Annotated in this window: 13 protein-coding genes and 1 pseudogene; 9 read left to right on the forward strand and 5 right to left on the reverse strand. The window is 68.2% G+C overall.

The window, feature by feature from the left end; all coding sequences use genetic code 11:
• Positions 1–89: 89 nt before the first annotated feature.
• The 3 genes from A5655_RS18085 to A5655_RS18095 form a co-directional block, all read right to left on the reverse strand.
• Complete coding sequence (locus A5655_RS18085) at positions 90–2,960, reverse strand: RND family transporter (protein ID WP_067012259.1); 2,871 nt, start codon at positions 2,958–2,960, stop codon at positions 90–92.
• The gene (locus A5655_RS18090) at positions 2,957–3,373 is read right to left on the reverse strand and encodes an MmpS family protein (RefSeq protein ID WP_067012282.1); all 417 of its coding nucleotides are present in this window, start codon (positions 3,371–3,373) and stop codon (positions 2,957–2,959) included. The genes A5655_RS18085 and A5655_RS18090 overlap by 4 nt, the downstream gene beginning before the upstream one ends.
• A gap of 279 nt (positions 3,374–3,652) precedes the next feature.
• A complete protein-coding gene (locus A5655_RS18095) occupies positions 3,653–5,065 on the reverse strand; it encodes a hypothetical protein (protein ID WP_067012261.1) in 1,413 nt (470 codons plus the stop codon).
• 359 nt (positions 5,066–5,424) lie between these two features.
• On the opposite strand from A5655_RS18095, the gene A5655_RS18100 reads away from it, so the two are divergent.
• Positions 5,425–6,693 (forward strand): glycosyltransferase, encoded by a 1,269-nt coding sequence (locus A5655_RS18100; protein WP_067012284.1) that lies wholly within the window; start codon positions 5,425–5,427, stop codon positions 6,691–6,693.
• 33 nt (positions 6,694–6,726) lie between these two features.
• Here A5655_RS18100 and A5655_RS18105 read toward each other — a convergent pair whose 3' ends face one another.
• Together A5655_RS18105 and A5655_RS18110 are read right to left on the reverse strand one after the other, a co-directional pair.
• Positions 6,727–8,361: a GMC oxidoreductase gene (locus A5655_RS18105; protein ID WP_067012263.1), complete on the reverse strand. Its 1,635-nt coding sequence runs from the start codon at positions 8,359–8,361 to the stop codon at positions 6,727–6,729.
• 125 nt (positions 8,362–8,486) lie between these two features.
• Positions 8,487–9,821, reverse strand: a complete 1,335-nt coding sequence (locus A5655_RS18110; protein WP_231999197.1) for a glycosyltransferase family 4 protein — start codon at positions 9,819–9,821, stop codon at positions 8,487–8,489.
• Here A5655_RS18110 and A5655_RS18115 point away from each other — a divergent pair.
• From A5655_RS18115 to A5655_RS28830, 8 genes and pseudogenes are all read left to right on the forward strand, one after another.
• Positions 9,787–10,782, forward strand: coding sequence for a Gfo/Idh/MocA family protein (locus A5655_RS18115; RefSeq protein WP_067012286.1), 996 nt, complete (start codon positions 9,787–9,789; stop codon positions 10,780–10,782). The genes A5655_RS18110 and A5655_RS18115 overlap by 35 nt on opposite strands.
• A gap of 262 nt (positions 10,783–11,044) precedes the next feature.
• A complete protein-coding gene (locus tag A5655_RS29265) occupies positions 11,045–14,518 on the forward strand; it encodes a PE family protein (RefSeq protein ID WP_304441663.1) in 3,474 nt (1,157 codons plus the stop codon).
• 124 nt (positions 14,519–14,642) lie between these two features.
• Positions 14,643–15,572 (forward strand): daunorubicin/doxorubicin resistance ABC transporter ATP-binding protein DrrA, encoded by a 930-nt coding sequence (locus A5655_RS18125; RefSeq protein WP_067012269.1) that lies wholly within the window; start codon positions 14,643–14,645, stop codon positions 15,570–15,572.
• A complete protein-coding gene (locus tag A5655_RS28820) occupies positions 15,569–16,330 on the forward strand; it encodes an ABC transporter permease (RefSeq protein WP_067012271.1) in 762 nt (253 codons plus the stop codon). The genes A5655_RS18125 and A5655_RS28820 overlap by 4 nt, the downstream gene beginning before the upstream one ends.
• Complete coding sequence (locus A5655_RS28825) at positions 16,327–17,118, forward strand: ABC transporter permease (RefSeq protein WP_067012273.1); 792 nt, start codon at positions 16,327–16,329, stop codon at positions 17,116–17,118. Before A5655_RS28820 ends, A5655_RS28825 begins: the two co-directional genes overlap by 4 nt.
• A gap of 25 nt (positions 17,119–17,143) precedes the next feature.
• A complete protein-coding gene (locus A5655_RS18140; RefSeq protein ID WP_067012275.1) occupies positions 17,144–18,418 on the forward strand; it encodes a glycosyltransferase in 1,275 nt (424 codons plus the stop codon).
• A gap of 31 nt (positions 18,419–18,449) precedes the next feature.
• Positions 18,450–20,198: pseudogene (locus tag A5655_RS18145) on the forward strand (AMP-binding protein); the annotation flags it as partial.
• 150 nt (positions 20,199–20,348) lie between these two features.
• Positions 20,349–20,975 (forward strand): acyl carrier protein (locus A5655_RS28830; RefSeq protein WP_255362011.1); only part of this gene is annotated, 627 nt, incomplete at its 3' end.

Genomic DNA, 20,975 nt, shown 5'->3' on the forward strand with positions numbered 1-20,975 from the left:
CAGCCACGGCTTCCGCTATCGCCCTGTGCCACGATGCTCCCCACGGTCGCCGGTCTCGTCCTGAACTGGAAATGCGCCACTGGCCGCCGCTATCTCAGCAACAGGGCGCGCACCAACGGGCGGGGTCCCGTGGGCCGAAGCAAGGCACTCGCGGGACGGGGCCGAACCTGTTGCGGCCACCAGAACCATCGCCCGAGCAGCGCGGCGATGGACGGCGTCATGAACGCGCGCACGACCAGCGTGTCGAACAGCAAACCCAGACCGATCGTGGTGCCGACCTGACCGATGGTGCGCAGATCGCTGACCAGCATGGACCCCATGGTGAACGCGAAGACCAGGCCCGCGTTGGTCACGACTTTGCCGGTGCCACCCATGGCGCGAATGATGCCGGTGTTTATCCCGGCGCCAATTTCCTCTTTCATCCGGGCGACCAGCAGCAAATTATAGTCGGAGCCCACCGCCAAAAGGACGATCACCGACATCACCAGCACCGACCAATGTATTTGTATGCCCAGCAAATCCTGCCAGGCGAATACGGATAGCCCGAAGGAAGCGCCGAGCGAAAGCAATACCGTGCCCACGATAACCAGGGCGGCGACAAAACTGCGCGTCATGATCAGCATGACGATGAAAATCAGGCAGAGCGCGGCGATTCCGGCGATCATGAGGTCGATTGTCGAGGCCCGCACCTGGTCCCGCACCGACGCCGCGGTGCCGGAGAGGTAGATCTTCGAGTCTTCCAGCGGGGTTCCCTTGAGCGCCTCCTCGGCCGCGCTCTTGATCGCATCCACCCGCGAGAGGCCCTCGGATGACGAGGGGTCGCCCTTTTGCAGGATGAGCATGCGGACGTCCTTGCCGTCCGGCGACACGAAGATGTTCATGATTCGCTGAAAGTCTTTGTTCTTCAACGTGTCCGGCGGCAGGTAGAAAGAATCGTCGTTTTGGGCGGTGTCGAACGCCCTGCCCATGGCGGTCGCATTGTTGCTGTTGTCGCCCATGTTGCCGAGGACGCCGGACATGGTGCTGTGCATGGTGAGCAGCATGGTCCGCGATTGCTGCATGATCTCGATCGTGGCCGGCAGCTGGGCGAGGATCTGCGGCAGGAGCGCGTCCACCTGATCGAGGTCGGCCACCAGGAGGATCAGCTTGTCGCTGACCGCGTCGACGCCGTCGAGCGAATCGAAGATGCTTCTGATCGCGTTGCAGATCGGAATGTCGTAGCAGTGCTTTTCCCAATAGAAGTAGCTGCGGAGCGGCCTGAAGAAATCCTCGAAATCCGCGATGTGATCTCGCAGCTCGCTGGTGAGGGACTGCATTTCATGCGTGTTGGCGACGACGTCATGCGTCGTGGCGACCAATTCCTTCATCACGTCATACATGCGCTGCGTGATGCTGATGGCCTCGCTGATCAGGTCGGCCTGCTTGAGCAGGTCGTTCATCCGCGCCCGCTGAAAAGTGAGGAATTGCTGCTGACCGGCGGCCTGCATGCTGAGCAGATACGGGATGGTGGTGTGCTTGATCGGGGTTCCCTCGGGCCGCGTTACGGCCTGCACCGACGATATGCCCGGCACCGCGACGACGGCCTTGGCAAGTTTATCCAGCACCAGAAAATCGGCCGAGTCGCGCAGATCGTGATTGGCCTCCACCAGCAGGATCTCGGGTGCCATCATCGCCGACGGCGGAAAATGTCGCGCCGCGGCCTCATACCCCAAATTTCCGGGGATGTCTTTGGGAATGAATTTCTGGTCGTTGTAGCTGGGTTTATAGCCCGGCAGCGTCAGCAACCCGACAAGCGTGACGGCCAATGCCGCGGCGAGAATGGGTGCGGGCCAGCGAACGATCGCCGTGCCCACCCGCCGCCACAGGCGATAGCTGATTTTCCGCTTGGGTTCGAACAACCCGAAACGGCTTCCGACCGTGAGGACGGCCGGGATCAGCGTGATCGCGACCGCGACGGCGACCAGAACGGCCACCGCGCATGGGACGGCCAGCACGTAGAACGAGGGCAGCCGCGTAAAGACCAGGCAGTAGAGCGCTCCGGCGATCGTCAAGCCCGAGGCCACGACCACCTTGGTGACCCCGTGGTACGTGGTGAAGTACGCCGCCTCTCGGTCGCTACCGGCCTGACGCGCCTCCTGGTATCGCCCAATGAAAAAGATTCCGTAGTCGGTTCCGGCCGCGATCACGAGGGACACCAGCAAATTGACCGCGAGGGTGCTGAGGCCGATGATCCCGTGATAGCCCAGAAATGCCACAATTCCTCGGGCCACCATTAGTTCTATGCCGACCACCAGCAGCAACAGAATTACGGTGACGACGGAACGGTAGACGAGCAGCAGCGTTACGAAGATCACCGCGATGCTTACCAGCGTAATTGTGGCGACCGTTCGGTCACCGCTGTGGCTCATATCCGAAATGATCGCCGCGGGCCCGGTGACAAACGCCGTGACTCCCTGCGGCGCGGGCGTCCGCGCGACGATGTGCTGAACGGCTTCGATCGAGTCGTTGCCCGCGGCGAGAATCACCAATACGTATGCGGCCTTGCCGTCGGCGCTTTGCGCGGCATGCCGGGTTAATTCGTCGCCCCAGAAATCGTTGACGTGGATGACATGCTTCTGATCGTCTTTTAGCTGGGAAATCAGGCGGTCGTAGAATCGGTGGGCGTCGTCGCCGAGGGGTTGCTGACCCTCCAAAACGATCGTCGCCACCGTGCCGGAGCTCGATTGACCGGTTTGGTCGGCCGCCTTGAAGTCTTCATTCAGCCGCTGGGACGCGGTGGCGGACGGCGCGTCAGTGAGGGTCGGGGCGACCGAATGCTGGTTCTCGACCTGCTCCAGCGGGGGGACGCAGAAATTCAACACCCCGATGAGCGCGATCCACCCCAGGACTATGGCGACCGAAAATCGACGGATCGTCCGCGCTACCAAGGGCCGACTGTGCTGTAGCTGATGGTTGGTCATGAGCCCTTCAGCATGCAGGACGTAAACGCGCTTACCTCATTGGTGACCTTCTCGGACTTGACCACGCCGTCGAGCAGGATGCGGCAGCCGATGCTGTCGCTATCACCTTGCGCCGCAACGCTTCCGATGCCCGTCGCCGCGGTGACCGCGAATTCCACCGACCACGGCAGGCTTGCCGCGTCGACGTGCTGGGGCGAACCGGTGTCGTCGTAATAGCTGATCAGGGCCACGGTGCCCGGCGGTCCGAAGACCTCGTACCTCAGGTGCTGGGGGTTGTAGGGCTTGTTGTCGACTCTGGTGTCGGCATACGAGAGCCGCTTCTCGGAGCCGAACAGGCCGTGCAGTCGCGACACGGTGAATCCGCCGACGGCGATCACCACCAGTACGACGAGCGGGATCCAAAGCCGCCGCAGGCCCCGGAAGATCGCGGGCCCCGCATTGCGGCGACTCTTTTTGGGTGCGCCTTGTGCCGGAGGTGTCAATGGCGGTGGGCCGGCGTCTTGGCCGGTCTCGACGGCGATATCGGACCGCGTCGGCTCAACATCGCGCACACTGCCCCAGACCACCGCACCACCCTAACTGACACGAGTTCAATTACGGATGCAAACCATAATGGAGTCCAACAGCGCCTGACCAGGATTTAAGGAACTTCTCAGCATGGCGTCCCGACCGGTGCGCAGGGAACGGATTCGCTACTCGACCTCACCGGTCAGGCCGAACTCGGCCAGCGTGCGCGCGGCCAGGTCGCGCAGCGCGGGCTTGGTGTTCTCGGCGCCCGGGTGGTAGGCCACGACGGTGAGGTAGATCTTGCCGATCCCCGGCGTGCGGCAGGACACCACCTGCATGTGGCCGCCCGTTCGCTCGAGCTGTTGCCGCGTCGCGTGTTGCCGCGTCCCGCGCGCCCAGGCGTGCTCGCACTGGGTGCCGTCGGCACGGCTCACCACCGAGCCGGCGTCGCCGAGATTGGAATAGATCACCGGCATGTCGGGGTCGTTGAGCTGCGCCTCGACTCCCCGTTTCCACGTCCGCTTCGGGGTAAAAGGGGACAGCGCGGCCAGTTGCGAAGATTCGTCCGGCGTACTCTGCAGAATCTTCAGCGCCTGCTTGACGGCGGCCCGGGTGTCGCGCAGGTCCGTCGCCAACCCGGTCGGGTCGAGGCTGACCCGGGCGAACGACACCGCGAGCGCGCGCGTATCGCCGTCGGCGCGGTCGGTCATGACGATTTGCAGCGTCACGGCGCCGTCGGAGGCCCGTCGGCGCCCCAGGTGCTCCGCGAGTTTTGCCGCCATCGCGGCGGCCAGCGTCGTGCTCGTTCCGCCGAGAGCCTCCGCGCGCGCATCCCACTGATCCAGGTCGACGAGGATCGCGATGCCCGGCACGATGACCGGGTCCGCACCATCGCCGCCGCGGCGGGCGACAGGCCGTGGCGCCGGCGCTGATTGGGCAGCATCGCGGCGCTGACGGCGGGTCAGTTTCGCCAATGCGACGAACGCCCGGGCCACGTCGGGCGCGTCCCGCGCCGTTTGGCGGAGATCCTGGGTCAGCGCGCGCAGCCGCGTCCGCGAGCGCGGCGGCGGGTAGCCGAGATCGCGGTTGGCGCCCAGGATGGCGTCGGCCACCGCGACGAGACCCCCGACGCCGTCAATAATGTAGTGGGAGATCACCCAGGTGACCGCCGTCGAGCCGTCCGTCAGGGGAACGACGCTGATGTGCCAGCCGGGCCCCGCTTCGGGGTCAACCGGAATTTGTGAGCATTCATCGGCCCACTCGCTGAGCTCGGAGCGGTGACGGGCGCGGTCATCGAAACGGATGTCCGCCGGTCCGCGATCGACGACCCACCGGTGCCGGCCGAATGGCAGCGGCGACCGCTCGATGAGCCGTCCGGACAACCCGTAGCCGAGATTGTGGTGAAAACGTTTCAGCCCGTCGAAGTCGATGGGGTGCTCATAGACCCACACCACCTGCATGACTTCGGTCTGGCCGATCGCGCGCTGCCCGGCGACGAAGCCCTGGTCCACCAACGTCAGCAGGTTGTCCGGCGGCGCGTCGCCGTTGGACGCGCGGTTGTCGGAGGATGCGCGCGCGCGGCGTATCCGGGTCGGCACTGATTAGCCTCCTATGACAGACGATTCGCCAGTGCGGCCTGGCGGGCGTTCATGCGGTCGAGCCGATTCATCACAGCAGATTAGCCTCGCGTTCATCCGCGCGGCCGAGCATTGGCCAAGACTTATCCGTTTTTGATGCCGCGGGAGCCGAAATTCCGGTTGTCGCCGTATTCCTGAAATGCGGTCTGCGCGAGGCCAAATCGCCGTCGCTGACGACGGCATCGGCGCGCTGTCGAATCTTTCGGATTGCCGGTTGATGGCGCGGGAATTGGGGTTATGCTGCTGGGCGGCTGAGCTGAGCACCGGGTCTGCCGCTTTTCGCAGAACGCGCACGGGAAGTGAAGGACCACGATCACGCGATGAAAATTGTGCTGGCGTTCTACGGCACTCGCGGCGATGTCGAGCCCGGCGTCGCCGTCGGCCGCGAGTTGCGCCGCCGCGGGCACGACGTGTGCATGGCCGTCCCGCCCGACCTGGTCGGGTTCGCCGAGGCGGCCGGGCTCGCCGCGATCAGCTACGGGCCGGACATTCAGACCTGGCTGGAATCGACGCGCAACTTCTGGGCCTACTTCTTCCGGAACTTCTGGAGGATTCGGGACGTGCGCGCGTTTTTGCGTGAATCCCGGGAGCCCGGCACGCGGTGCTGGGCGGAGATGAGCACGATGCTGACCTCGCTGACGGACGGGGCCGACCTGCTGTTGACCGGCATGAGTTACCAGGAGCTTGCCGCCAGCGTCGCCGAGTACCGCGGCATTCCGTTGGCCACGCTGCTCTGGTTCCCGATCCGGGTGAACGGCCGCCTGGTTCCGACGCTGCCGCCGTCGTTCATCCGGTCGGCGATGAGGCTCTACGACTGGTTGGTCTGGCGCGGCGTAAAAAAGGTCGAGGACACCCAACGCCGCGAGCTGGGACTGCCGAAGGTCACCGGCCCCGCGCCGGCGCGGATCGCCGAACGAGGCTCGCTGGAAATCCAGGCCTATGACGAAGTGTGCTTTCCCGGGCTGGCGGCCGAATGGGCGAAATTCGATGGTCGGCGGCCGTTCGTCGGCACGCTGACGCTGGAGTCACCGACGGAGGCCGACGATGAGGTCGCCTCATGGATCGCCGAGGGAGCACCGCCAATTTTCTTCGGGTTCGGCAGCATTCCGGTCGAATCCGCCGCCAGCACGATCGCCATGATCGGCAGGGCGTGTGCGCAGTTGGGCGAACGGGCGCTGATCTGCGCCGCCGCGACCGATTTCGGCGACGCCCCCCAGCCCGAACACGTCAAGGTGGTGGGCGCAATGAATTACGCGACGATCTTTCCCGCCTGTCGCGCGGTCGTGCACCACGGCGGGGCGGGCACCACCGCCGCGGGCCTGCGCGCCGGGGTCCCGACGTTGATCCTCTGGATGGCGGACGTTCAGCTGATCTGGGGCGCCGCGGTGAAACGGCTGAAGGTGGGCACCGCCCGGCGCTTTTCGACCGCCACCGAGAAAACATTGGTCGCGGACCTGCGGACCATTCTCGCTCCGCAATACGTCGCCCGGGCCCGCGAGATCGCCGCCCGGATGACCAAACCCGCCGAAAGCGTCTCGGCCGCGGCCGATTTCGTGGAAGATTTCGCCCGCCTCAAGCGGGCCGGCTGAAACGGCTTCGCGGACAGGCTGTTTCCGGAGCGGTCAGGTGGCGAAATGCGCCTGGTTGACGTGTGCGGCCACCCGTAAGGCGTTGGCCGCGACCGTCAAACTGGGATTCAACCCGGCGCTGGACGGGAAGAACGAAGCGTCCGCCACGTAGAGGTTGTCCACTTCGTGCGCCCGGTTCTGCGCATCGAGAGCGCTGGTTTTGGGATTGGTGCCGAAGCGGCAGGTGCCGCAGACGTGGCCGAGGGTCGAGTTGTTCGCGCCGGTTCGCAGGGTGAGGGTGCGATACGGCTTCAACACCTCTTTTATCTGCCGAATGAACACCGCGCGGCGTTCGACCTCGCTTGGGTGTAAACGGTATTGGAGTCGCAGCCGCTGGCGCCCATCCTCGTCGGATCGGTCGCTTGGCAGGACGCGGTTGTCCAGATACGGCAGGTCCTCCATGATCGGGGCCAGCACCAGCCCACCATTGAAGAAGCGATCGTAGATCGGCCGCACCGCCGGGCTAATCAGGCGCAGTGCCTTTGGCTGCCAACCGGGCTGGTTGGTGAACATATCCATGGATGCCAAATTGGCCATCGCGCCCGCCGACTGAACGGTGCCATATTTCTGACCATCCCAGAAATAGAAATCGTTGAAACCGATTTCCTTGTTCTCGGCCGTGATCTTGCAGCCGGGTTGCGGCCAGACCTCGATCCAATCCATCAGATGGCGCATCAGGTTGCGCCCCACCACGTCTGAGCCGTTGGCCAGTCCGCGCGGCCAGTCGCCGGACCGGGAGTTGAGCAACAAGACGGGGGTGGCCAGCGCGCCGGCGGCGAGTACCACCACCTTGCCTTGCAGTGCCAGCATGTCGGAGCCCTGCTGGGCGATCACTCGCTGCACCCGGGTGCGGTCGGCCTCCAGGCGCACGACCCGACACTGGTCCAGCAGGTGCGCGCCGTGTTGGGTTACGGCGGGCAGCACGCCGTTGCGGCCGGCGTCGTTCTTGCACGACCGCTCGCACAGGTGGGCCTGGCAGGTGGGACAGCCCTCGGTGTAGTCGCAGGCCATCGGCAGGTGGTAGGGGTGTAGTCCGCGGCCGCTCAGGTAGTCGACCAGCGGCTGGTTGTCGGGTGAAAACGGCGGGGCCGCAGGCAAACCCACGTCGGCCGCCTCGGGGCGCAGGGGGTCGGGCGCGCCGCGCACCCCGAGGAGCTTTTCGGCCTCGGCGTACCAGGGCCGCAGCTCGTCGTAGGTGATCGGCCAGGCCTCGGGCACGGTGGAATCGCCGGGGTCGCGGAAGTTCTGCCGAGGCGTGAAATCTTGGGCGAAGAAGCGCTCGCAGACCATTCCGTAGAGCGCCGAGGAGCCGCCCGTGCCGCTGCCGATGAACGGCACGAACCGCTTCGAGCGCCGCCCGCTGATGTCCTCGATCTCGTCATTGGAGCGCCCGGCCCGGGCCAGGGCGTCGTAATACGTGTGCTCCGAACGGGACGCACGCGGCTCGGCCAGTTCCGGCATGGCCGCGCGAATCGTTCCCGGCGTCCCGGGCAATGTGGAGCGGCCCTTTTCGACGAACAGCACCCGCCGACCCGCGCGGGCCAGCGAGTAGCCCAACATCCCGCCGCCCATGCCGGTGCCGACGACAATCACGTCCCACACAACGCGTTCGGCCTCGCGCGGACTCATCTCGCCGACAGCCAAATTCAACTCCTCAGCCGATCATGGCTCAACGGTTGGCCCGGTCCCGGCGAATCGAGATCGTAGCATCGCACGCCAGGCAGGGAAGGGGTAAAAGTTCGTCGCGATGCGCGTCAAGACAGGCCGAGAATGGTGGTGAATTCATCGTCGTGGCGGTCGCGTTGGAAGCGCGGCGTTTCCACCGCGCGAATGGCGAGTTTGCGGCGGAGGTCTTCGTCCGATTCCAGGGTCATCAGGTTGGCTGCGAGTGCGTTCGCGTCGCCGGCGGGGCTCAGCAATCCGTTGACTCCCGATTCGATGATCTCCGGTGTGCCGCCCGCGTTCGTCCCGCACACCGGCAGCCCGGCCCGCATCGCCTCCACGGTTACCCGGCCGAACGCCTCGCATTGGCTGCACATGAGGCCTAGGTGGGCGGCGGACCAGTAGCGTCCGACGTCGCGGGTGCGCCCATGGATGTGCACCAGGTCCTCGACGCCCAGGCGTCCGGCGAGCTCGCGAAGCGGTTTCTGGTTGCCGGCGCCGACCAACGTCAACTCGATGTCGACGCCGGCCTCCCGGGCGATGGCGATGGCCTCGACCGCGATGCGCTGTCCCTTGGCTTCGGAGAAGTAGCCGATCAGCACGGCTCGCATGCGTTCGCCGGGCTGCCGCTCCGGCGGTGTGCCGAGCGGGGTGTCGACGACCGGGTAGACGACGTGGGTCGCCATCGTCGGATCCACTGCGAGCAGAGCGTCCTCAACCGCCTGCGAATTGCAGATCACCGCCTCCGACAGCCGGCCGATGAGGCGGATGGTTCGGCGATAGCCCAACAGGAACCAAAGCCGATGGTCGTCTTTGCCGAACTCGCGCACCAGCCAGTAATGCGGGATGCCGAGCAGCTTGGCGGCGATCGCGTGCGCCGGAATGACCATCGTATTGGTGAGCACCATCGTCGGACGCTGCCGAATAAGTAGGACCAGCGCGGGCAATATGCCGACGAGCAGCATCGCGAGATACGGGACCGTGCCGATGAGCGCCTCAATGCGCGGCGCGCGCGACCGCGCGAGAAAAGCCCAGCCCGGTATCCAGGTGATTTTGGTCCGGATATCGTGCCGTGCGCATTCCGCGACCAGGCTTCCCTTCCACGGGCAGACGGCGACGACGTCTATGTCGGGCCGTTTTTCGTGGATGGCAAAGACCATGTCGCGGAAGTCGAGCGCACCCCCGCCGCCGAAACTGCCCACGTTTGAGATCACCATCACCCGCGGGATTGGGCCGGCCTTGCGCGACGCCGCGATCGCGCGGAGCCGAGTTCCCACGCGGCGCAAGGTATCAGCGGCGAGCATTGGCAGAGTGTATGTCGGCGCGTTTCGCGCCGTTACCGGCGGCGAAATCGGCCGGACCGGCCGCGGGTCGACTGCTAGCATCCCGTCCGTGTCTGAAGGCGGCGCACCGGTGCGGATCGGCATCCTGGGGGCGGCGCGCATCACCCCGACGGCGCTCATCAAGCCCGCTCGGGACAACGCCGAGGTCGTGGTGGCCGCGGTCGCCGCGCGCGACGTGTCCCGTGCTCAAGCCTTCGCCGCCGAACACGGCATCGGCCGGGTGCACGAGAGCTATGAGGCGCTGATCGCCGATCCAGACCTCGACGCCATCTATAACCCGCTGCCAATTGGGTTGCACGGCCGGTGGACTCGGGCCGCGCTGGCCGCGGGCAAGCATGTGCTGTGCGAAAAGCCGTTCACGGCCAATGCCGCCGAGGCCCGCGAGGTCGCCGAGATTGCCGCCACGTCGGATCGCGTCGTGATGGAGGCTTTTCACTACCGCTACCACCCGTGCGCGGCGCGCGTGGAGGAGATCATCGCCTCGGAAGAGCTGGGCAAGCTGCAGCGCGTCGAGGCGGAGTGGTGCTTCTGGATGCCGAAGTTCTCGCACAACCGCTACAACTACGCTCTGGCCGGTGGCGCGCTGATGGACCTCGGCTGCTATGCGGTCGACATGGTGCGCAGGTTCGGCGGTTCGACCCCGGAAGTCGTTGCGGCACAAGCGAAGCTGCGCGGTCCCAACGTGGACCGGGCCATGACGGCCGAGCTGCGGTTCGCCGGCGGGCACACCGGCCGGATCCACTGCTCGATGTGGTCGGCGGCGCCACCGCGCTTGACCGTGAAGGTGGTCGGCGACCGCGGGGAGCTGCGGCTGCACCCGCTGATCCCGTTCCAGCGGTTCTCGGTCCGGTCGACCGCCGGGAAGCGGGTGGAGAACTTCACGGCGGGGCGCTCCACCTATGGGCATCAGCTCGACGCCTTCGCCGCGGCCGTGCTGCGCGGCGAACCGGTGAAGACGACGCCGGAGGAAGCGGTCGAGAACATGACCGTCATCGACGCGATGTATCGCGCGGCCGGCCTTCCGGTCCGTGAGCCGGCCGCTTGAGCCCCGAATCGGCCCGGCCGAGCCGACCCCTTCGCCGGGTCGCAGCAGCGAAAGCGCTCATTTGCAACAGACCTGACCCCTAGTCGCTCCTGTCGCATCAGTCACACAGCGCGCGCTGCGCGGTGCTGCGACGGTCCGGGGTATGCAATTTGAGCTTGGTTCAAACTTTCGGAATCGGATTCCAAACCGTATTAGACACGCGTAACCTACGCCTAAAATCACCCGCGTCCTTGCCGTCCCGTCCCCACCGAGGGGGAACCCAGTGTCTTCCTATGTGATCGCTACATCGGGAGCTTTGGGGTCCGCGTCCGCGGATTTGGCCGGGATCGGGCGGACGATCGGTGCGGCCTACGCGGCGGCGGCGCCTTCGACGATGTCCGTGGCGGCTGCCGCGCAGGACGAGGTGTCCGCGGCGATCGCGAAGTTGTTCGGCGCCTTTGGGCAGGAGCAGCAGGCGCTGAGCGCGCAGGCGGAGGCGTTTCACGCACAGTTCGTGCAGGCGTTGAACGGCGCGGCGGGCGCCTACGCGGCCGCGGAGGCGGCCAATGCTTCACCGTTGGACCAGGCGCTGGCGGCGATCAACGGGCAGGTCCAGGCGCTGACGGGGCGCCCGCTGATCGGCGACGGCGCCGACGCCACCACGCCGGGCGCCAACGGCGGGGACGGCGGGATCCTGTGGGGCAACGGTGGCAACGGCGCTGCCGGAGCGGCGGGAACCGGGCAGAACGGCGGTAACGGCGGGTCGGCGGGCTTTTTCGGGCACGGCGGCAACGGCGGGGCCGGCGCATCTGCTACCACCGCCGGGGTGAACGGCGGTAACGGCGGGGCCGGCGGCCGGAACGGCCTGTTCGGCGGCGGCGCCGCGGGCAACGGCGGCAATGGCGGGGCCGGCGGCTCCAGCGCGGTGCCCGGTCAGTTGGGTGGCGCCGGGGGCAACGGCGGGGCCGGCGGGGCCAGCGAGTCGCTGCTCGGCGGGGCCGGCGGGTCCGGCGGTGCCGGAGGTCAGGGCGGGTTCAGCGCCACCGGCGCCACCGGCACTCCCGGCAACCCGGGTTCGAGCTTTGCGGGCGGGGCCGGCGGGGCCGGTGGGGCCGGCGGCAGCGCCGTCGGGTTCTTGAGCGCCGGCGGGCACGGCGGCCAGGGCGGCGCGGGCGGCAACGGCGGTGCCGGCGGCACCGGCGGCACCGGCGACTTCAGCATCAACAACGGGACGGGTGGCGCCGGCGGCGCGGGCGGGCTCGGCGGCCTCGGCGGTGCCGGCGGTGCCGGCGGCTCGGCCGGCATCTTCGGCACCCCGGGCGGCAGCGGCAACGCCGGCACCACCGGTACCTCCGGCGCCGGCGGGGCCGGTGGCAACGGCGCGGCCGGCACCCTGCTCCACCCGGACGGCGGCAACGGTGGTGCCGGCGGCAGCGGTAGCAGTGGCGGCCAGGGCGGCGCGGGCGGCGCCGCCGCCGGCAACGGTCACGGCGGCAACGGCGGCAATGGCGGCGCCGCCCTTTCGCAGACCGGCACTGGCGGTGACGGGGGCGCCGGCGGCGACGGCGCCGGCACCGGTAACGGCGGTAACGGCGGCAATGGCGGCGCCGCCGCTTCGCAGGCAGGCAATGGCGGTAAGGGCGGGAACGCTCCCGGCAGCGGCAACGGCGGCAACGGCGGCGCCGGGGCCGGCGTCACCATGACCGGCACGGGGGCCGTCGCACCCGGGACCGGAGGCAACGGCGGTAGCAGCGTCGGCGGCGTCGGCGGGGCCGGCGGGGCCGGCGGGGCCGTGCTTATCCAGAACACTGCCAACGCCGTACCCGTGGTCGGCGGCACCGGCGGCAACGGCGGGAGCGGCGCCTTCGGTGGGGCCGGCGGGGCCGGTGGACAGGTCATCACCGCCGGGGCCGGCACCACCACCGGCGGTCACGGCGGCGACGGTGGCACCGCCACCATCGGCCTCGGTGGGGCCGGCGGCGCCGGCGGCAGCGTGCAATTCCAGAACGGAACCTCTTCGGCCGTCGTCACCGGCGGCGGAGGTGGCAATGGCGGGCAGGGCTTCGCCGGCGGCGCCGGTGGGGCCGGTGGCGTGGTCGTCACCAACGGAGCGGGAGCCACCGTCGGCGGCCACGGCGGGGACGGCGGCACCGGCACCGGTGGCATCGGGGGCGTCGGCGGGGCCGGCGGCAGCGTGCAGTTCCAGAGCGCCACCTCTTCGGCCGCGGTCAGTGGCGGCGACGGCGGCACCGGCGGGAGCGGCGTCTCCGGTGGTGCCGGCGGGGCCGGTGGCGTGGTCGTCACCAACGGCACCGGCAATACCATCGGCGGCCACGGCGGCGCCGGTGGTACCGGCGGCAGCGGTGTTGGTGGCGCGGGCGGGACCGGCGGCGGCGTGGCCATCCAGAATGCTTCTTCTTCGGCCACCGTCACGGGCGGCGACGGTGGCATCGGCGGGGACGGCGCATCCGGTGGCGCCGGTGGAGCGGGTGGGCAGGTTCTCACCAACGGCACGGGAACCGTCAAACCCGGTGCGGGCGGCGCCGGTGGTGCCGGCACCACCGGCGTGGGTGGCGCCGGCGGGAACGGCGGCGGCGTGGCCATCCAGAGTTCATCCTCTTCGGTAGCCGTCACCGGCGGCGACGGTGGCAAGGGCGGCAACGGCGCATCCGGTGGCGCCGGTGGCGCCGGCGGGGCGGTCCAAACGAACGGAACGGGCGCCACCACGGGCGGCCACGGCGGCGCGGGCGGCACCGGCAGCAGCGGTGTCGGCGGGACTGGTGGCAACGGCGGCGGCGTGGCCATCCAGAGTTCTTCCTCTTCGGCCACCGGCACCGGTGGCGACGCCGGCGATGGCGGGAACGGCGGCTCCGGTGGCGCCGGCGGGACCGGCGGGGCGGTTCAAACGAACGGAACGGGCAACACCACCGGCGGCCACGGGGGCGCGGGCGGCACCGGCAGCAACGGCGTCGGAGGGGCCGGTGGCAACGGCGGTGGCGTGGCCATCCAGAGCAATTCCGCGGCCACCGGCACCGGCGGCGATGGCGGCAAGGGCGGGGACGGCAGCTCCGGTGGTGCCGGTGGGACCGGCGGTGCGGTCATCACGAACGGAACCGGAGTGACCAACGGCGGCCATGGCGGGGCCGGCGGCAACGGCAGCCTGGGCGTCGGCGGGGTCGGCGGCGCCGGCGGCGGCGTGACCATCCAGACCTCCGCCTCTGCGGCCGTCGGCACCGGCGGCGACGGTGGCGCCGGCGGGAACGGCACGTCCGGTGGCGCCGGCGGGGCCGGCGGCGGCGTCCTGACGAACGGCTTCGGAAACGTCGGCGGCGGGCACGGCGGCGCCGGTGGCACCGGCACCGTCGGCGTCGGTGGGCTCGGCGGGGCCGGCGGCGACGTGACCATCCAGACCACTACCTCTTCGGCCGTCGGCACCGGCGGCGCCGCCGGCGCGGGCGGGGCGGGCGCGTCCGGCGGGGCCGGCGGTACCGGTGGTCAGGCCGTCACGAACGGATTCGGAAACGTCAACGGCGGCCGCGGCGGCGACGGCGGGGCCGCCACCAGCGGCGTCGGTGGCGCCGGTGGGGCCGGTGGACTCGCGGCAATCTCATCCACCTTCTCGGCGGCCACCGCCACCGGCGGGGACGGCGGCGACGGCGGGACCGGCACCCCCGGCGGTGGCGGCGGGGCCGGCGGGACGGCCACCACCACCGGAATCGGGGCCAAGCACAACGGCCACCCTGGTAACCCCGGATGACGAAATCGGCGGGTCTGAACGGCCAGCCCCACGGCGGGTTGGCGCTCGCGACCGGGGCAACTTCAAAACCGCAGCGGCCCGTTTCTATTCAACACGCGTCTACCGACGGGTATGGTCTGTCTTCGTGATCGAGCTAGACGGCGTAGCAAAGGCTTTTGACGGAAAAATTCGCGCGCTGCAGGACGTGAGTTTTTTCGTCCCGACGGGGTCGGTGTGCGCTCTGCTCGGTCACAACGGCGCCGGTAAGTCGACCGCGATCAAGATCCTCTCGACGTTGCTGCGGCCCACCTCCGGCCGAGCGGTCGTGGCCGGGCACGACGTCGTCCGGGAGCCGGCCCAGGTGCGGGCGAGCATCGGGAGCATCGGGCAGCTGGCCGCGCTCGACTTCGAGCTGACCGGCCGGGAAAACCTGGTGCTGTTCGGCCGGCTGCGGGGGATGCGGCGCAAAGACGCGCGGCTGCGAGCCGACGCATTGATCCATGAGTTCGACATGTCGCACGCCGCCGACCGGCCGGTGCACACCTATTCGGGTGGCATGGTGCGCCGCATCGACATCGCCGCCGGGCTGATGGTTCCGCCGGAAGTGCTTTTCCTCGACGAGCCGACCACCGGCCTGGACCCGCGCAGCCGCCGCGATGTGTGGAACCTGGTGTCCTCCTTGTCATCCCAGGGCGTGACGATCCTGCTCACGACGCAATATCTCGAAGAAGCCGACGTGCTCAGCGATTCGATCGTCGTGCTGAACAAAGGTTGTGTCGTCGCCGAGGGGACCGCCGAAGACCTCAAGCGCCGCGTGGGATTGGGCTACTGCACGGTGAGTCCGGTGAATCCTGCCGACCTCGCCAAGATCTTGGAAGCGGTCGCCGACCTCGAGGGTGCCGAGGCCGATTACGAGGCGAACACCGTCTCGGTGCTCTCGCCCGACGGCGTCGCGACGCTCGGTGAGGTGTTTCGCCGGGTGGACCGGCTTGGCGTCGAGCTCCTCGACATCGCCCTGCGCAAGCCGTCCTTGGACGAAGCGTTCCTGCACCTCACGGCGAAAGTCACCACGTGACCGCGCTCGCCGCGCTCACCGAGCGCGCGGTGCAGAACGCGATGCGCAACGATCTGATATTCGCGGTTGTGTCGCCCGCGCTGAACTTCGTCGTCTTCAACTTCATGCTGGGCAACGTGATCGACACCGGCGGCATGAGCTACCCGCAGTACGTCCTGCCGGTCGTCGTCATCCAGGTGATCTTTCTCGGCGCGCTGACGACCATCGACCGTGCCGCCCAGGACGAGCGGAGCGACTTCGCCGATCGGCTCCGCACGCTTCCCATATCCACGGTCACGCCCCTGATGGCGCGCATGTCGTATTGCCTGTTTCGCGGCACCCTCGGCCTGCTCGCCGCGATCGCCATTGGGTACGCGTTCGGCTTCCGGATGTTCGGCGGGTTGATCTACGCGGCCGCCTTCGCCGGCCTCACCCTCGTGCTGACGCTGGCGCTGTCGCTCGCCGCCGATGCGGCCGGGGTGGTGTCCGTCGCCTCGCAAGGTCGGTTCGCGAGCAGCGGGGTGCTGGATCAATTGCTCCTCGTTCCCCAGATGCTGCTGGTCATGCTGTCCACCGGGATGGCGCCGGCCGACTCATTCCCCGACTGGCTCAATCCGTTCGTGCGCTACCAGCCCGTCTCGCAGGTGACGCAGACCCTGCGTGGATTCACCACCGGCCATGTCGCGGTGGGCAATTTGGCGATCAGCTTGGCGTGGTGTCTGGGGCTGCTGGCGGTGTTCGGTGCGATCGCCGTGCGGGTGCAGGGGCGTCCGCAATGAGCGCGCCCGCACCGCCGCGGAGTTCCCTGGCCAGCGAAACCCTGCTGTTCGCAAGCCATCTGCTCACCCGGTGGCGGCGCCAGCCGATGGTGCTGATCCAGGCCCTGGTGTTCCCGACCTTTCTGCTGATCGCCTACAAACTGCTGGTCGGCAAGTCGATAATCAGGATCACCGGCACGGAAAGTCTCTACGGCCTGGTGCCGATGTGTGCCGTCGCCGGTGCGATGTTCGGGGCGCTCGCGACCGGCCGCCGCATGTGGATCGACCGCGACAGCGGCCTGATCGGCCGGCTGTGGGTGTTTCCCGTGCACCGGGCGAGCGCGCTGACCGGCCGGCTGCTCGCCGAGGCCGCGCGCACGCTGGTGAGTGCCTCGCTGATCACGGCGGTCGGTGTCGTACTCGGGCTTCGCTTCAAAGGCGGCCTGCTCAACGTCATCCCGTTCATATTGGTGCCGGCGCTGGTGGTGGTCGTCTTCTCGATGGCGGTGATCGCGATCGCGGTGCGCGCCCGGACCGGTTCCGCGCTCATGTGGCTGGGGGTGCCGTCCACCGGTGCGGTGTTCGCCAGTTCCGGTGTCGTTCCCACGCAAACGCTGCCCTCGTGGGTGCGCTTGGAGATCCGCCTCCAACCGATGTGGGCGACGATCGAGTCGATGCGGGGGCTGGCCCAGGGCGGTCCCGTGCTGTGGCCGCTGCTGGTGACCCTCGCGTGGGCCCTCGGTCTCGCCGCGGTGCTCGGGCCGCTGGCCGTCCGCGGTTACCGCGCCGCCGCCGAATCGGGGCACTGACACAACTGAAAGGTCAAGACTCGCAATGAAATTTGCGCTGGCGTGCTACGGGGCGCGTGGCGATGTCGAGCCCTCCGTGGTCGTGGGCCGTGAGCTGACGCGCCGGGGGCATGACGTGCGCATCGCGGTACCGCCCAACCTGGTCGGTTTCGCCGAGGCGGCAGGGGTTGCGGCCGTCGGCTACGGTCTCGACTCGCGGATCATCATGGACGTGCAGCGCGACTACTGGACGCTGTTGTTTCGCCGCCCGTGGCGGATGCAGGAGCTGGACAGGCTGGGGCGCGAAATCGCGGAGATCGTGAGCCGATGCTGGACGGAGGAGGCGTTCGACACGCTGCAGTCGCTGGGGGACGGCGCCGACCTGATCATCTCCGGCTATGGTTTCGAGCAGTTCCCCTTCAATGTCGCTGAGTTCTACGACATTCCGTTCGCCATGCTGCATTGGTTCCCGATCCGGGCCAACGGGAAGGTGATGCCGTTGCTGCCGGCGCCGTTGGGCCGCGCCGCAATGCGGGGATACGAGCGGATGACGTGGGGCGGTCCGGCGAAGAAAGCCGAGGACGCGCAACGCCGGCTGCTCGGTCTGCCCGAGGCGACCCGGCCCTGGCCGCGCCGGATCGAAGACCGCGGATCTCTTGAAATCCAGGGCTACGACCGGCTTTTCGTTCCGGGGCTCGAGGCCGAGTGGGCGAAATGGGATGGCAAGCGCCCCCTCGTCGGCACGCTGACGCTGGGGTTCCCACAGGATGCCGACGACGAGGTCTTGTCGTGGATCGGGGCCGGAACACCGCCGATTTGCTTCGCCTTCGGCAGTCTCGCAGTCGAATCCGCCGCCACCGTGCTGGCCATGATCGCCGCGGCTTGCGAGCGGCTGGGGGAGCGGGCGCTGGTCTGCGCGGGCGTCAGCGACTTCAGCGATATCCACCAGTTCGACCACGTCAAGGTCGTGGGTGCGGTGAATTACGAGGCGATTTTTCCGGCCTGCCGCGCGGTGGTCCATCACGGCGGCGCGGCCACCACCGCCACGTGCCTGCGCTCCGGAGTGCCACAGGTGGTGCTCTGGACGTTCTATGACCAGCCGTTGGAGGGGGCGGCGCTCAAACGCCTGGGGGTGGGCACCTACCGGCGTCTATCGACCACCACCGAAGACTCGCTGGTCAAGGACCTACGCCGGATCCTCGCCCCGGAATACCGCAGCCGGGCCCGCGAGCTTGCCCCACGGATGACCAAACCCGCCGAAAGCGTCGCGGCCGCCACCGATCTCGTCGAAAATTTCGCCCGCTTACAGCGGGTCGGCTAACCGAAAAACCTTCTGGCCTAGGAATTCCCCGATGATTCGTGCTGATTCTCCGCAAGGACACGGGAATTCCGTCCCCGCTGTGCTGCGGGAACGCGCTAATTTGCGGCCCGGTGAGACGGCGTTCACGTTTGTCGATTACGAGCGGGACTGGGCGGGCGTTCCGGAAAGCCTGACGTGGTCGCAGCTGTATCGGCGCACGCGGAATGTGGCGCGCGAACTCAGCTCGTGCGGGTCGATGGGCGATCGCGCGGTGATCGCGGCGCCGCAGGGACTCGGCTACGTCGCCGGCTTTCTCGGCGCGCTGCAGGCCGGTCGGATCGCGGTTCCGCTGTCGGTTCCGCTGGGTGGCGTCACCGATGAGCGGTTCATCTCGGTACTGAGTGACGCGTCGCCCTCGGCGATTCTCACGACATCGTCTGTGGCGGGCAACATCGTCGAATACCTCAAGTCGAAGCCCGGTGAGCCAGCGCCGCCGGTCATCGAGGTCGATTTGCTGGACCTCGACTCCGAGAATGGTCCCGCCGCCGAGGTCCAGGGGCGGCCGGAGATCGCGTATTTGCAGTACACGTCCGGGTCGACGCGCACTCCGAAGGGCGTCGAGATCTCCCACGAAAACATCGTGGCCAACTTCGAGCAGATCAATGTGGACATCTTTGGCGGGATCGCCCCAGAGGACACCACGATGGTGTCCTGGCTGCCGTTCTATCACGACATGGGTTTGTATCTGGCGATCGTCTTTCCCGTTCTGTCGGGATGCCCCGCCCAGGTCACCAGCCCGGCGGCGTTCCTGCAACGACCCGCCCGATGGGTGCAGTCGCTGGCGAGCAACAGCCACGCATTCTCGGCGGGGCCGAACTTCGCCTTCGAACTGGCGGCCCGAAAGACCTCCGACGACGACATGGCCGGGCTCGACCTCGGCAACGTCCTCGGCATCCTCAACGGCAGCGAGCGAGTGCAACCCGCGACGTTGCAGCGCTTCGCCGAGCGGTTCGCCCGCTTCAACTTTCACGACCGGATGTTGCGGCCCGCGTATGGGATGGCGGAAGCGACCGTGTACATCGCGACGCGCGAAGCGGGCCAGTCGCCGGAAATCGTTCACTTCGAATCGGAGAAGCTGACCGCCGGGCACGCGAAACGATGCGGGGACGGCGGCACGCCGCTGGTGAGTTACGGCGTGCCACGGTCGCCCGCGGTGCGCATCGTCGACCCCGATACGGCCACCGAGTGTCCGGCGGGAACCGTCGGTGAGATCTGGGTGCAGGGCGACAATGTCGCGCAAGGATATTGGGGAAATCCTCCCGGCACCGAGGGTATGTTCGGCGCAACCCTGGTCGGGGCGTCGGCCGGCGCGTCCGAGGGGCCGTGGCTGCGGTCCGGGGATTTGGGCTTCTTCTCCGACGGCGAGCTGTTCATCATCGGCCGCATCAAGGACCTGTTGATCGTCTACGGGCGCAACCATTCTCCCGATGACATCGAGGCGACGATCCAGGAGATCACCCGGGGCCGCTGCGTGGCGATCGGGGTTCCGGATGACGGCGGCCTGGAGAGCCTGGTCGCCATTGCCGAGCTCAAGAATCGGGACGAACCCGAAGAGGCCGCGATGCGGCGGATGGGCGCCCTCAGGCGCGAAATCGCCACCGCCATATCCAGGGCACACGGCCTGGGCGTGGCGGATCTCGTTCTGGTGCCGCCTGGTTCGATTCCCATCACGACGAGCGGCAAGGTCCGCCGACGGGACTGCGTGCAGCTGTATCTGCGCGACGAGTTCACCCGGTTGGACGGGTCGATCCGCCGGCCGGCGCCGCGAGCGGTCGAGGACGTGGATGTGGTCGCCGGCACCGACTCCGGCACCGACTCCGGATGGACTCAACGCCTGCGCACGCTGCGCCGCCAGCAGCAGACGCTCCGCCGCCAGGAGCGCGACCTGCTGGTGGGGCTGGTCTGTGCGCAGGCGGCGGCGGTGTTGGGGCGTCCGAGCCCGCACGACATCGACCCCGAATGCGCGTTCGGGGACCTGGGTTTTGATTCGGTGAAGGCCACCGAATTGCTGGATCGGCTCAGGACCGAAACCGAGCTGCCGTTGCCGCCCACCCTGGCGTTCGACTATCCGACCCCCGAGGAGTTGGCCGCCCACCTGGGCGGGCTATTGGATGGGTCGGTCGCGGCGGCACCCGCGGTGGAATCGCGGGTGGGGGTGGACGAGCCGATTGCGGTGGTGGGCATGGCATGTCGGTTCCCGGGTGGGGTGGATTCGCCGGCGGCGTTGTGGGATTTGGTGGCTACGGGCACCGACGCGGTCGGGGGTTTTCCGGCCGATCGGGGCTGGAACCTCGCGGAGTTGTTCGATCCCGATCCGGATGCGGTGGGCAAGACGTACACCCGCGCCGGTGGGTTTTTGGCGGACGCGGCCGGGTTCGACGCCGGGTTCTTCGGGATTTCGGCGCGCGAGGCGTTGAGCATGGATCCGCAGCAGCGGTTGTTGCTGGAGGTGTGCTGGGAAGCGTTGGAAACGGCCCGAATTGACCCGGCCGGGTTGGCGCGCACGGAGACCGGGGTG

This window comes from Mycobacterium sp. 1081908.1 (genome assembly GCF_001673535.1).
Lineage (GTDB): Bacteria > Actinomycetota > Actinomycetes > Mycobacteriales > Mycobacteriaceae > Mycobacterium.